Genomic DNA, 12,975 nt, shown 5'->3' on the forward strand with positions numbered 1-12,975 from the left:
TCCCCTCACCCCGCCCCCCCCCCCCGCGGGGGGGCCCGCGGGGGGGGGGGGGGGGCCCGCGCCGGGGGGGGGGGGGGGGGGGGGGCCCACCCCCCCCCCCCCCCCCCGCGCCCGTCCTGGTGAACGTGGATCCGCGAGGTGGGATCAGAGGTTCGGGTACAGCGGGTGCTTCTTCGCCAGGGCCGTGACGCGGGTGGCCAGGGCCGCCTTGCGGGTGTCGTCGAAGCCGGGGAGGAGGGCCTCGGCGATGATGTCGGCGACCTCCTCGAAGTCGGCCGCGTCGAAGCCGCGGGTGGCCAGGGCCGGCGTGCCGATCCGCAGGCCGGAGGTGACCATGGCCGGGCGCGGGTCGAACGGGACCGCGTTGCGGTTGACCGTGATGCCGATCTCGTGCAGGCGGTCCTCGCCCTGCTGACCGTTGAGTTCCGAGTCGCGCAGGTCGACCAGGACCAGGTGCACGTCGGTGCCGCCGGTGAGCACGGTGATGCCCGCGTCGGTGACGTCCTTGCGGGTGAGCCGCTCGGCGAGGATGACCGAGCCCTCCAGGGTGCGCCGCTGGCGATCCTTGAAGTCGTCGGAGGCGGCGATCTTGAAGGCCACCGCCTTGCCCGCGATCACGTGCTCCAGGGGACCACCCTGCTGGCCCGGGAAGACCGCCGAGTTGATCTTCTTGGCGTACTCCGCCTTGGACAGGATGACGCCGCCGCGCGGGCCGCCCAGGGTCTTGTGCGTCGTGGTGGTGACCACGTCCGCGTACGGCACGGGACTGGGGTGCAGACCCGCGGCGACCAAGCCCGCGAAGTGCGCCATGTCCACCATCAGGTACGCGCCGATCTCGTCGGCGATCCGGCGGAACCCGGCGAAGTCGAGCTGCCTCGGGTAGGCCGACCAGCCGGCGATGATCAGCTTCGGTCGGTGTTCCTTGGCCAGGCGCTCGACCTCCTCCATGTCGACCCGGTGGGTCTTCTCGTCGACGTGGTAGGCGACCACGTTGTAGAGCTTGCCGGAGAAGTTGATCTTCATGCCGTGGGTGAGGTGGCCGCCGTGGGCCAGGTCCAGGCCGAGGATCGTGTCGCCGGGCGAGAGCAGCGCGACCATCGCGGCGGCGTTCGCGGACGCGCCCGAGTGCGGCTGCACGTTGGCGGCCTCGGCGCCGAAGAGCTCCTTGACCCGGTCGATGGCGAGCTGTTCGACGACGTCGACGTGCTCGCAGCCGCCGTAGTAGCGCCGGCCGGGGTAGCCCTCGGCGTACTTGTTGGTCAGGACGGAACCCTGTGCCTCCAACACCGCCACGGGGGCGAAGTTCTCGGAGGCGATCATCTCCAGGGTGTTCTGCTGGCGGTGCAGCTCGTCGGTGACGGCGGCGGCGACCTGCGGGTCCACCTCGCTCAGCGGACGGTCCAGGATCGTCACGGTTGTCAGCTCCTCGATCGGGTCGATCTCGATCATTCGCCGCAGAACGCGGCGTACTCGTCGGCCGACAGCAGGCCCTCGGCCTCGCCGTCGATGCGCACCTTGAACAGCCAGCCCGTCCCGAAGGGGTCGGAGTTCACCAGGGCGGGGTCCTCGGCGACCGCGTCGTTGATCTCGACGATCTCGCCGGAGACGGGCGCGTACATGTCGCTGACCGACTTGGTGGACTCCAACTCGCCGCACGGCTCGCCGGCGACGACCGTCTGGCCGACCTCGGGGAGCTGGACGAACACCACGTCGCCGAGCGCGTCGGCCGCGTGTTGGGTGATGCCGACGAGGGCGGGGGAGGCCGCCTCGTCGAGCCACTCGTGTTCCTTGCTGTAGCGCAGGTGCTGGGGTGCGTGCACGGGTCCATTCTCCATTCGATCGAGGGGGGTCTGTCCCTCAGGTGGGTTTGTGATGGTTTGTACCGCGGGCCCGGAGGGCCCGAGCCGGCCGCGCCCGCGGAACTCGGGTCGGGCCGCCGGCCGCCTCGGTCAGGCCCGCTTGTAGAACGGCAGCGCGACGACCTCGACCGGCTCCGCCTTGCCGCGGATGTCCACGGCCAGCCGGGTGCCCGGTTCGGCCCGCTCCTTGGCCACGTACGCCATCGCGATCGGCACGCCCAGTGTCGGCGAGGGCGCGCCGGAGGTGACCTCGCCGACCCGCTCGCCGGTCTCCGCGTCCACCACGGGGTACCCCGCACGCGGGACCCGCTTGCCCGGCGAGGTGAGCCCGACCAGGGTCCGGCGCACGTCGTCCTGCGCCGCGGCCAGTGCCTCGCGTCCGACGAAGTCCTCGGGCTTGTCCAGCCGGACCACCCGACCCAGGTTGGCCTCGTACGGCGTGGTGTCCCGGGTCAGTTCGTGCCCGTACAGCGGCATGCCCGCCTCCAGGCGCAGCGTGTCGCGGCAGGAGAGCCCGGCGGGCACCAGGCCGTGCGGCTTGCCGGCCGCGAGCAGCGCCTCCCACAGCGCGACCGCGTCGTCGGGCGAGGCGAACAGCTCGAAGCCGTCCTCGCCGGTGTAGCCGGTGCGCGCGAGCAGTACCGGAATGCCGGCGACCTCGGTGCGCAGGATCGCGTAGTACTTGAGTGCGGGCAGGTCGGCGTCGGTGAGCGAACCGACGATCCCGGTCGACGCGGGGCCCTGCACGGCGAGCAGCGTGTACTCCTCGGACGCGTCGCGCACCACGGCGTCGAAGTTCTGCGAGCGGTGCTTCAGGCTGCCCGCGACCACGTCCGCGTTGGAGGCGTTGGCCACCACCACGAAGTGCTCGTCGCCCAGCCGGTAGACGATCAGGTCGTCGACGATGCCGCCCTCTTCGGTGCAGATCATCGTGTACCGGGCGCGGTCGATCCCGATCTTCGAGACGAAGCCGACCAGGGCGTGGTCGAGCGCGCGGGCGGCGTCCGGGCCGGTGACCTCGATTTCGCCCATGTGGGTGAGGTCGAACAGGCCGGCGGTGGTGCGCACCGCGGCGTGCTCGTCGCGCTCGCTCCCGTACCGGAGCGGCATCCGCCAACCGGCGAAGTCGGTCATCGTGGCCCCGAGCGCGTCGTGCACGGCGTCGAGCGGGGTCCGGCGGTCGGTGGTCATGCGAAGGCTCCTTCGAGGGGGCGCCGGCGGGAACACCCGAGGGGCGCGGGCCGGTCGGGGGCAGGGCGTTCGGCCGCGCGCTCGGTCGGCGCGCACGGGGCACGACGCACGGACGAGGAGCGGGTGCCGGTGCGGAGTGCGGCGAAAGACGACGGGCGGTGCGGCCGGTGCGACAACGGCGAGTACGACAACAAAGGGGGCTCCCTGCCATGGCTCTCAGCCCTTTTCGATCGGAGTCGATCGAAAAGTGGGGTGCCCTCCCCTTCTGTCATCGGAACCTGAGAGCTTCATCGCTTCCGGGCGCATCCGCGCGCGGAACGGCGATTTGCACCGTGGGTGAACCGCACCAGCGGTGCAGTTGCTTTCCAGAAGTGCCTGACCCATGCGGTATCGGTGCCTGAGAGATTCCGGGGAGGAGTTGCTCCTTCGGCGCCCCGCTCGTGGGCGAGGACTCTTCCGCGTGGGGTCGACGGCCGATATGAGGTTGTGCCCGGCATGCTAGCGCGTGTCGTCAATCCCCCACCGGGGCCGGGACCCCGCCGAGTCCGAGGACTGCCGACTCCGGAAGTCGCCGACTTCGAGGGTTGCCGGTTTCGAGGGGCGGCCGACACGCGCTCGCGCGCGAGGGTGCGCGGGTGCGACACCATGCGCAAGGCAGGACGGTTCGGGACAAGGGGAGGGCTCGTGGAGACGGACTCGGCGGGGGCGCATACCGGCGCCGCGACGAGCGGCGTGTTGATGCCCCGGTCCGTGCACGACCTCCGGGAGGAGCGCGATCGCACGGGGGAGCGGATCGGCGACCGGGTGGTGGAGGTGCTGGCCTATCCGGCCTCGTGCGTGCTCGTGGTGACCGGCCTGCCCGGGGCCGGCAAGAGCACGCTGCTCGCGCGCGTGGTCACCCCCGGGCCGACCGTGGCCGTGCTGGACGCGGACCTGGTCCGGGCGCGCTGGGCGGTGCGCGCCGGGCGCATCCCGTACCGGGCCTATCGGCCGCTGGTGCGGCTCTCGCACTACGGCGAGGTGGCCCGGGCACTGCGCGGCCCCGGCGCGGTGGTCGTGCACGACAGCGGCCGCAACCCGATCCTGCGCCGGGTGCTGGTGTTCGCCGCCCGGCGGCGCGGCAGTTCGGCGCACGCACTGTTGTTGGACGTGAGCGCCCATCAGGCCCTGGCCGGCCAACGCGCACGCGGTCGCGGAGTGTCCACGCCGGTGTTCGCCCGGCATCACCGCGAGTGGCGCGAACTGCTCGCCCGACTGACGCCGTGGCTGGATGCGGGCCCCACCCTGGCATCCGCGCCCGGCGGCTTCACCTCGTGCGTACTGCTCGACCGGCCGGCCGCCCGGACGCTCAGCCGGATCGTTTTCGCAGACCCCGTACCCGGACAGCCCCGACGGCGGCGGTCGACCGAGTCGTAAACTGCGGCGGACACCAGAGGAGCACCACCATGCCGTTTCCGGCCAATCCCGTGGAGAGCGCGCTCGTCGCGGCGATGCGCGACCCGTCCCGGGCCGAGGCTCTCTTCGAGGCCCTGGCCGAGTCGGACGTGTGGGTGCCGCTGCCCGAGGGCGGCGACCCGACGGACAGTGAACTGACGCTGCCGACCACCGAGATCGACGGCCGGCCGTACGTGCCGGTGTTCTCCTCGGAGGAGGAGTTCCGGCGGGTCGCCGGCCCGATGGCGTGCACGGTCGCGCCGATGCGCGAGTTCGCCCGCGGACTGCCGCCGCACGTGGGCATCGCGGTCAACCCGGGCGGCGAGGTGGGCATCCCGATCCCGCCGCCGGGGGTGCTGGAACTGGCCCGGCTGCCCGGGGCGGGCGTGCGCGGCGCGCGGGTGCGGCTGTACGAGCCGGACGAGGAGCCGATGGAGTTCCTGATCGCGGCCGCCGCCGAGTTCACCCACGTGCCGGTGGTGCTGAGTGCGCGTCGCGGCCTGGGTGCGATCGAGTCCGACCCGCCGTGCCTGTTCATCGGTGTCGAACTGGACCGCTGGCAGGAGGAGGACCGGCTGGCCGCGGTCGGCGCCCTGGAGCGCGCGCTCGGCCGGGCCGCATGTCCGTGGCCGGTGAACGTGGTGCTGTTGGACGTTGCGCAGGATCCTGTGGGGGACTGGATGCTGGAACGGGCCGAGCCGTTCTACCTGCGGGCCGACCAGCGCTGAGCCCGCGGGCCCGGCACATCCGTGCGCCCACGCGCGCGATGCGCGCCGGCGCGCTCCGGTGCGGGGCGTTCGCACTGCGGCATTCGTCGCAACGACTTCATCGGGACGGCGGGACGGCGGGACAGTGATCCGGCGGGACGGCGGTCGGCGGGTTCGGCGGGACATCGCAACATCGGGACATCGGGACATCGGTTCGGGTTCGGGGAGGACGTCGTGAACCAGGTCGAGCAGGCATTGAGCCAGGTGGCACCCGGGCGTTACGACGCCTACGAGCGGTTGCTCGAAGCGCTCACGGGCGCTCACGTGTGGATGCTGCTGTGGCAGGGGCAACCGGGCAGCCCGGACGCGCAGTACGGGAACATGGACGTGGCCGGATGGCGCTACGCCCCGGCGTTCACGTCCGAGGAACAGCTGCGTCTCAGTGGCTGGGATCGCTCCTTCGAGGTCTGTCCGGTCACCGAGATCGCCTCCTCCTTGTACACCGACCACTGGGGCCTGTGGCTGAATCCGCACGCCCAGGGCGGCGGCGTCGGTGTTCCCTACCTCGACCTCCGGCGGATCGTCGGCGGCCTGGACCGGTTGATGGCCGGCCCCCTGGAAGTGGGCGAACCGACGTTGTGGGACCCGGCGTTCTACGCCCTGCTCGGCGGCCAACTGTTCCAGACCCAGGTGGTGCGAGCCGCGCACCGGGCCTGGGTGCGACCCACCGTCGGACCCGAACGCCTCGTCATCGGCCTGCGCCTGACGGACAATCAGCCCGCCACGATGCAACGGATGCGGGACGCGATGGCACGCGCCTCGGCCGCCGCGCCGGCCGGCCTGACGTTGTCCTCGGTCGCCCTGGACGACCCGTTCGACCCGGTCGCCGCGTGGATGCGTGAGCACACCCGGCCGTTCATCGGCATCGACATGCTCGACGAGGCCGCCCGCAACTCGCAGTGAACGAAGATCGGCACACAGTGGCGGGAGCGGGGCAACAGGCACTGATGCCCCCAATAAACTGACGTCACGTCATCAACCGCTGCCTTGTTGTGATTTCGTGACCGATCTACGCGGATCAACCGGTGAATCGTGTCGCCGTAATCACGGTTCAGTAAAGGTATTCCTCGACCCCTGTTGGTGACCCCCGTCACGGAGGAGTCTCACCCGGACGACAGATCCCGAAGATCATCGGGATCGCAATGCCGGGTATGGCGACGGGATCGGCGATCCCGAGCCGCCGTCGCATCCGTGAGCGGGGAGGGTCGATCCATGACGGCACCGATCGAGACCACCGGTGTGGCCCGAGAGGCGCACCCCGAAGCGATCGCCGAATCCTCCGGCGTACGCATCGAGGGTCGTTCCCTCGGCCAGATCGCGTGGGCCCGATTCCGTCGCGACAAGGTCGCGATGGCCGGTGGCGTGGTGATCATCTTCATGGTACTCGTGGCGATCTTCGCACCGGTGATCACCTCCTTCGTCGGAGGCGACCCCGCCGAGTACCACGACGATCTGCTCGACCCGGTGTTGAACATCCCCAACGGCAGCTTCGGCGGCGCCAGTTGGGACCATCCGCTGGGTCTGGAGCCGGTCAACGGCCGGGACATCTTCTCGCGCATCGTCTACGGCGCCCGCATCTCGATGCTCGTGGCGTTTCTCGCCACGCTCCTGTCGGTGGTCATCGGCGTCGTACTGGGCACCGTGGCGGGCTACTTCGGCGGCTGGGTCGACGCGCTGATCAGTCGCGCGATGGACGTCTTCCTGGCCTTCCCGCTGCTCCTGTTCGCGATCGCGATCGGCAGCAGCCTCCAGGGCGAGGCGTTCGGCCTGAAGGGCGACACGCTCCGGGTCACCGTGCTGATCTTCGTGATCGGCTTCTTCAGCTGGCCCTACATCGCCCGCATCGTGCGCGGCCAGACGTTGTCGCTGCGCGAGCGGGAGTTCGTCGAGGCGGCCCGCAGCCTCGGGGCCACCGACCGGCACATCATCTTCAAGGAACTGCTGCCGAACCTGGTCGGTCCGATCCTGGTGTATTCCACACTGTTGATCCCGACCAACATCCTGTTCGAGGCCGCCCTTTCCTTCCTCGGCGTCGGCGTCCAGGAACCCACCGCCTCGTGGGGCGGCATGCTCGCGCGCGCCGTCCCCCGGTACGAGGACGCACCGATGTTCATGGTCGTCCCCGGAGTCACGATCTTCATCACCGTGCTCGCGTTCAACCTGCTCGGCGACGGGCTTCGAGACGCCCTCGACCCACGCAGCCGCTGAATATTCCGCAAGTCCCCACGAGGAGGCACGACCAGCGATGAAACACCCGGTAACTCGCAGGCGCAGGGCCCAAGCGCTGATCGGCATCGTTGCGGTCACCGCGCTGGCCGCAACCGCGTGTGGCGGTGGCGGCGGCAGCTCGAAGAAGAAGTACTCGCCGAGCAACAAGGCCGTCACCGAGGTCGTCAACCAGTCGCCCAAGAAGGGCGGGACGCTCAAGCTGGTCAGCTCGGACAAGTTCGACTCGCTCGACCCGGGCGACATGTACTACGCCTCGGCCTGGAACTTCTCCCGGCTGATGGCCCGTCCGCTGCTGACCTTCAAGCCCGCCCCGGGCAACGCGAGCTACGAGTTCGCGCCGGACCTGGCCACCGAAGTGGGCAAGACCGACGACGGCGGCAAGACCTGGACGTACCACCTGCGCAAGGGCGTCAAGTACGAGGACGGGACCGAGGTCAAGGCCGCGGACGTCAAGTACGCGGTCGAGCGGACCTTCGACAAGGAGATCCTGCCCAACGGCCCGGCGTACTTCAGCCAGTACCTGGACCCGGACGGCACCTACAAGGGCCCGTACAAGGACAGCGCGCCGGACAAGCTGGGCCTGAACGCGATCGAGACGCCGGACGACTACACCATCATCTTCAAGATGAAGGAGCCGTTCGCGGACTTCAACTATCTCGCCGCGCTCCCGCAGACCGCGCCGGTCCCGCCCGCCAAGGACACCGGCAAGGAGTACGTCAAGCACCCCCTCGCCACCGGCGCGTACATGGTCGACGGCCAGTACGAGCCCGGCAAGGCGGTCAACCTGATCCGCAACCCGCACTGGGACCCGAACACCGACCCGCTGCGCAAGGCGCTGCCGGACCGGATCGAACTCCTGGAGAAGCAGGACGCGAACGACGTCGACAACCGGCTCTTCGCCGGCACGGCGCAGCTCGACGTGGTCGGCACCGGTGTCCAGGCCGCCGCCCAGAACAAGATCCTGACCGACGAGAAGCTGGCCGCGAACTCGGACGACGCGGTCTCCGGTGCGCTGGCGTACCTCGCGATCAGCTCGAAGACCCCGCCGTTCGACAACGTGCACTGCCGGCGCGCCGTGCAGTACGCGGTGAACAAGGCGCAGATGCAGCGCGCGGTCGGCGGTGAGGTCGGCGCCGACATCGCGACGAACCTGATGCCGCCGACGCTGGCCGGTTCCAAGGTCGCCGACATGTACCCGAACGGCGAAAAGCACACGGGTGACGTGGCCAAGGCCAAGGACGAGCTCAAGCAGTGCGGCAAGCCGGACGGCTTCAGCACCGTGCTCACCGCGCGCAGCAACCGGCCCAAGGAGGTCGCGGGCGCCACGTCGGTGCAGAACGCGCTCGCCAAGGTCGGCATCAAGATCGAGATCCGCCAGTACCCCTCGGGTGACTACTTCACCCAGTTCGCCGGTGTGCCCAAGTGGGTGGCGGACAACAAGGTCGGCATCATGTTCATGCAGTGGGGCCCCGACTTCCCGACCCAGTTCGGCTTCTTCCAGCAGATCGTGGACGGCCGGGCGATCAAGCCCGCCGGTGGCACGAACCTGTCCGAGCTGAACGACCCCGCGGTCAACGGTCTGATCGACCAGGCCACCCGCACGATCGACCAGAACGCGAGCGCGGCCATCTGGCAGCAGTTGGACCAGAAGGTCATGGAGTCGGCGGTGATGGTTCCGTTCGCGTGGACCAAGTCGCTGCTCTACCGCCCGCCGAACGTGACCAACCTGGTCGTCACTCCCGCGTACTCCGGGATGTACGACTACCTCAACATCGGTATCCAGTAAGCCTGCGACGAGGTCAGTAGCCCGAAGGAGAGGTGAAGGCCCGTCAGTTCCGGTGCGGGGAGTGGTGATCCCGCTCCCCGCACCGGACCGGGTCGCCGGCTCATGATTTTCTATCTGCTCAGGCGACTGGCGGGAGCGGTGGTGCTCCTGTTGATCGTCACCATGGCGGTCTTCGCCATCTTCTTCCTCATTCCGCGTCTGGGAGGCGCCACAAGCGACCAACTCGCCGCGCGGTACGTCGGCAAATCGCCCAGCCCAGAGGCGATTTCGCAGGTCAAGCACAGCCTCGGGCTGGACAAGTCGGTGCCCGAGCAGTACGGCAAGTTCGTCAAGGGCATGATCGCCGGCAAGGACTACGACACCGGCGTACGCAAGGTGCACTGCGCGCCGCCGTGCCTGGGCTTCTCCTTCCGCAACAACCTGGAGGTGTGGCCGCGGCTCCAGGACCGGATCCCGGTCACGTTGTCGCTGGCCGCGGGCGCCGCGGTGATCTGGCTGATCGCGGGCGTCTCGATCGGGGTGATCTCGGCGCTCAAACGCGGCAGCCTGTGGGACCGCTTCTCGATGGGCTTCGCGCTCGCGGGTGTGTCTTTGCCACCGTTCTTCACCGGCCTGGTGGCACTGGCGTTGTTCAGTTATCAATGGCCGATCTTCAAGGGCGTGCACTACGTGCCGTTCTTCGACAATCCCGGCAGCTGGGCCTGGAACCTGGTGCTGCCCTGGCTGACCCTGGCGTTCCTGTACGCGGCGTTGTACGCCCGACTCACCCGCGCCGGCATGCTCGAGACGATGGGCGAGGACTACATCCGCACCGCGCGGGCCAAGGGTCTGCGGGAGCGGGACGTCATCGTCAAACACGGGCTGCGCGCGGCGCTCACGCCGATCCTGACCATCTTCGGCATGGACGTCGGGCTGCTGCTGGGCGGCGCGATCCTGACCGAACAGGTCTATTCGCTCGACGGCATCGGCAAGTTCGCCGTCGAGGCGATCACGCAACAGGATCTGCCCGAAGTGCTCGGCGTGACGATGATCGCCGCCATCTTCGTGATCCTGGCCAACCTCGTCGTGGACCTGCTCTACGCGGTCGTCGATCCCCGGGTGAGGACCTGATGCCCCGACTGCTACCGCGCCGCAAGCGGGACACCGCGGCCGAGACACCCAAGCTCGCCCCGGCCGGCCCGCCGCCGGTCGCCGAAAACTTCCTCGAAGTGCGCGGCCTGACCGTGCACTTCCCCACCGACGACGGCCTGGTACGCAGTGTCGACGGGGTGGACTTCGCACTCCAACGCGGTCGTACCCTGGGCATCGTCGGCGAATCCGGCTCCGGCAAGAGCGTCACCTCGCTGGCGATCATGGGTCTGCACGGCAACACCGGTGCCCGGATCGGGGGCGAGATCTGGCTGGACGGCCGGGAGTTGGTGCGCTCGACCCCCGAGCAGGTGCGGCTGATGCGCGGCCGCCGGATGGCGATGATCTTCCAGGACCCGATGTCCTCGATGCACCCGTACTACACGGTGGGCCACCAGATCATCGAGGCCTACCAGGTGCACAACGAGGTCTCCGGCAAGCAGGCCCGCACGCATGCGATCGACCTGCTGGGCCGAGTCGGCATCCCGCGTCCGGACCGGCGCGTGGACGACTACCCGCACCAGTTCTCCGGCGGCATGCGCCAGCGCGCGATGATCGCGATGGCGCTCAGCTGCGACCCGGAACTGTTGATCGCGGACGAGCCGACGACCGCGCTGGACGTCACCGTGCAGGCCCAGATCCTGGACCTGATCCGGGACCTGCAACGGGAGTTCAACTCCGCGGTGATGATGATCACGCACGACCTGGGCGTGGTCGCCGAACTCGCCGACGACGTGCTGGTGATGTACGCCGGCCGCGCGGTCGAGCACGGCCCCTCGCGGACCCTGTTCGAGCAGCCCCGACACCCGTACACCTGGGGCCTGTTGGGCTCGCTGACCCGGCTCGACCGGGAGCGCCAGGAACGGCTGATGCCGATCAAGGGCAGCCCGCCGAGCCTGATCTCGCTGCCCTCGGGTTGCGCGTTCCGTACCCGCTGCCCGTACGCGGACCGCAACGACGGGCGCGAGAGGACCGAGGTCCCCCGGCTGCTCGAGATCGAGCCGGGCCACCGGACCGCATGCCACCTGGACATCCAGGAGCGGGAGCGGATCTGGACCGAGGACATCAGGCCGCGCCTGTGAGCGAGACGGCGAACGTGAAAGCGGACGGGCACGGGGCCGGGCACACGGACGGCCGCGCGGCCGGTGGTCCGGCCGGTCGTAGGGCCGGAAACAAAGGGAACGGGAACGCTGAAGTGACCGAGGGCGCCCGAGCGGGAGACGACGTGAAAGCTGCGCAGGCCGCCGAGGCGGCCGCCGATTCCCCGAACGCGCGGGAGCGGGACGTGCTGGTGCGCGTGCGCGGGCTGCGCAAACACTTCCCGATCCGGTCCGGGGTGACCCGGCGCCGGGCCGGCGCGGTCAAGGCCGTGGACGGGCTGGACTTCGACATTCGCGAGGGCGAGACGCTCGGTCTGGTGGGCGAGTCGGGCTGTGGCAAGTCGACCACCGGGCGGATGGTGATGCGGCTGTTGGAGCCCACCGAGGGCACCATCGAGTTCGGCGGGCGTGACATCACCGGACTCTCCCGCGGGCAACTGCGGCCGTTGCGGCGCGACTTCCAGATGATCTTCCAGGACCCGCAGTCCTCGCTGAACCCGCGGCACACCGTCGGCACCATCGTCGGGCTGCCGTTTCGGCTGCAGAAGGTCACCCCCGAGGGCGGCATCAAGAAGGCCGTCCAGGAGCTGTTGGAACTGGTCGGGCTCAGCCCCGAGCACTACAACCGCTACCCGCACGAATTCTCCGGCGGCCAGCGGCAGCGCATCGGCATCGCCCGCGCGCTGGCACTGCGGCCCAAGCTGGTGGTCGCCGACGAACCGGTGTCCGCGCTGGACGTGTCGATCCAGGCGCAGGTGGTCAACCTGCTGGACGACCTGCAGAGCGAGTTCGGGCTGACCTACCTGATCATCGCGCACGACCTGTCCGTGGTTCGGCACACCAGCGACCGGGTCGCGGTGATGTACCTCGGCAAGATCGTCGAGATCGCGGACCGCGAGGACCTCTACACCTCGCCCAAGCACCCGTACACGGTCGCCCTGATGTCCGCCGTCCCGGTCCCGGACCCGGCCCGGCGCGAGACCCGCGAGCGCATCCTGCTCAAGGGCGACGTGCCCAGCCCGATGGACCCGCCGCCGGCCTGCCGGTTCCACACCCGGTGCTGGAAGGTGCAGGACATCTGCAAGACCCGGGAGCCGCCGCTGGCCGAGGTCGCCGGCCGGCATCAGGTGGCCTGCCACTTCCCGGAGAACGTGCCGGCGGGGGATGGTGCGGGTGAGGTGGTGGAGTTGGTGAAGCCGAGGGCGGCGCCGCCGGGCGAGATGGCCACGAAGGATGCCACTGTGACGGATGGGGCCGCCGGGGATGCGCCGGACGTGGCCGCGCCCACGACGGATGCCCCCGTGGCGCACACACCGGCGCCGGACGCGGCTTCGCCGGACGCGGACCCCCAGGCTGCGGCAGCCGCGTCGGAGCCGGCACCGGAGGCCGTCGGAAAAGCCGAGGCCAAGGCCGACGGGAAGCCCGACGCGAAGCCCGACGGGGAGGACACACCGCCCACACCGGCCCCATGAGTAACGGAC

General features: G+C 69.9%; 11 protein-coding genes and 1 riboswitch. Of the genes, 8 read left to right on the forward strand and 3 right to left on the reverse strand.

The features are described 5' to 3' along the window. Window positions 1–144 precede the first annotated feature (144 nt). From glyA to gcvT, 3 genes are all read right to left on the reverse strand, one after another. Entirely contained in the window at window positions 145–1,449 is a 1,305-nt protein-coding gene (glyA, locus tag ACIBM5_RS12880) for a serine hydroxymethyltransferase (RefSeq protein ID WP_396006892.1), read from the reverse strand. Beyond that, window positions 1,446–1,820 carry a glycine cleavage system protein GcvH gene (gene gcvH / locus ACIBM5_RS12885; RefSeq protein ID WP_391581302.1) on the reverse strand — a complete coding sequence of 125 codons (375 nt, stop codon included), beginning with the start codon at window positions 1,818–1,820 and terminating at the stop codon, window positions 1,446–1,448. Before gcvH ends, glyA begins: the two co-directional genes overlap by 4 nt. A 129-nt stretch (window positions 1,821–1,949) precedes the next feature. Then, complete coding sequence (gene gcvT, locus ACIBM5_RS12890) at window positions 1,950–3,050, reverse strand: glycine cleavage system aminomethyltransferase GcvT (RefSeq protein WP_396006893.1); 1,101 nt, start codon at window positions 3,048–3,050, stop codon at window positions 1,950–1,952. 375 nt (window positions 3,051–3,425) lie between these two features. Next, window positions 3,426–3,519, reverse strand: a riboswitch (glycine riboswitch). A 215-nt stretch (window positions 3,520–3,734) separates the two neighbouring features. Here gcvT and ACIBM5_RS12895 point away from each other — a divergent pair. The 8 genes from ACIBM5_RS12895 to ACIBM5_RS12930 all read left to right on the forward strand — a co-directional run bounded on the left by ACIBM5_RS12895 (window position 3,735) and on the right by ACIBM5_RS12930 (window position 12,966). After that, complete coding sequence (locus tag ACIBM5_RS12895; RefSeq protein ID WP_396006894.1) at window positions 3,735–4,466, forward strand: AAA family ATPase; 732 nt, start codon at window positions 3,735–3,737, stop codon at window positions 4,464–4,466. Between the two features lie 29 nt (window positions 4,467–4,495). Continuing rightward, a complete protein-coding gene (locus ACIBM5_RS12900) occupies window positions 4,496–5,212 on the forward strand; it encodes an enhanced serine sensitivity protein SseB (protein ID WP_396006896.1) in 717 nt (238 codons plus the stop codon). A 213-nt stretch (window positions 5,213–5,425) separates the two neighbouring features. Next, a complete protein-coding gene (locus ACIBM5_RS12905; protein WP_391581306.1) occupies window positions 5,426–6,154 on the forward strand; it encodes an enhanced serine sensitivity protein SseB C-terminal domain-containing protein in 729 nt (242 codons plus the stop codon). Between the two features lie 309 nt (window positions 6,155–6,463). Continuing rightward, window positions 6,464–7,459, forward strand: a complete 996-nt coding sequence (locus tag ACIBM5_RS12910; RefSeq protein WP_396006897.1) for an ABC transporter permease — start codon at window positions 6,464–6,466, stop codon at window positions 7,457–7,459. A gap of 37 nt (window positions 7,460–7,496) precedes the next feature. Beyond that, window positions 7,497–9,266: an ABC transporter substrate-binding protein gene (locus tag ACIBM5_RS12915; RefSeq protein ID WP_396006898.1), complete on the forward strand. Its 1,770-nt coding sequence runs from the start codon at window positions 7,497–7,499 to the stop codon at window positions 9,264–9,266. A 102-nt stretch (window positions 9,267–9,368) separates the two neighbouring features. Beyond that, window positions 9,369–10,376 (forward strand): ABC transporter permease, encoded by a 1,008-nt coding sequence (locus ACIBM5_RS12920; RefSeq protein ID WP_396006899.1) that lies wholly within the window; start codon window positions 9,369–9,371, stop codon window positions 10,374–10,376. Next, on the forward strand, window positions 10,376–11,476 hold the full coding sequence (locus tag ACIBM5_RS12925) for an ABC transporter ATP-binding protein (RefSeq protein WP_396006900.1): 1,101 nt from the start codon (window positions 10,376–10,378) through the stop codon (window positions 11,474–11,476). The genes ACIBM5_RS12920 and ACIBM5_RS12925 overlap by 1 nt, the downstream gene beginning before the upstream one ends. Before the next feature lie 143 nt (window positions 11,477–11,619). Continuing rightward, window positions 11,620–12,966, forward strand: coding sequence for an ABC transporter ATP-binding protein (locus ACIBM5_RS12930; protein ID WP_396006901.1), 1,347 nt, complete (start codon window positions 11,620–11,622; stop codon window positions 12,964–12,966). Window positions 12,967–12,975 lie beyond the last annotated feature (9 nt).

Source organism: Embleya sp. NPDC050493 (genome assembly GCF_044458105.1).
Lineage (GTDB): Bacteria > Actinomycetota > Actinomycetes > Streptomycetales > Streptomycetaceae > Embleya.

What these genes read in the sequence shown, in the direction of transcription:
- glyA (WP_396006892.1), bottom strand. Translation starts at nt 1,449, where the DNA reads ATGATCGAGATCGACCCGATCGAGGAGCTGACAACCGTGACGATCCTG.
- gcvT (WP_396006893.1), bottom strand. Translation starts at nt 3,050, where the DNA reads ATGACCACCGACCGCCGGACCCCGCTCGACGCCGTGCACGACGCGCTC.
- ACIBM5_RS12900 (WP_396006896.1), top strand. Translation starts at nt 4,496, where the DNA reads ATGCCGTTTCCGGCCAATCCCGTGGAGAGCGCGCTCGTCGCGGCGATG.
- ACIBM5_RS12910 (WP_396006897.1), top strand. Translation starts at nt 6,464, where the DNA reads ATGACGGCACCGATCGAGACCACCGGTGTGGCCCGAGAGGCGCACCCC.
- ACIBM5_RS12915 (WP_396006898.1), top strand. Translation starts at nt 7,497, where the DNA reads ATGAAACACCCGGTAACTCGCAGGCGCAGGGCCCAAGCGCTGATCGGC.
- ACIBM5_RS12920 (WP_396006899.1), top strand. Translation starts at nt 9,369, where the DNA reads ATGATTTTCTATCTGCTCAGGCGACTGGCGGGAGCGGTGGTGCTCCTG.
- ACIBM5_RS12925 (WP_396006900.1), top strand. Translation starts at nt 10,376, where the DNA reads ATGCCCCGACTGCTACCGCGCCGCAAGCGGGACACCGCGGCCGAGACA.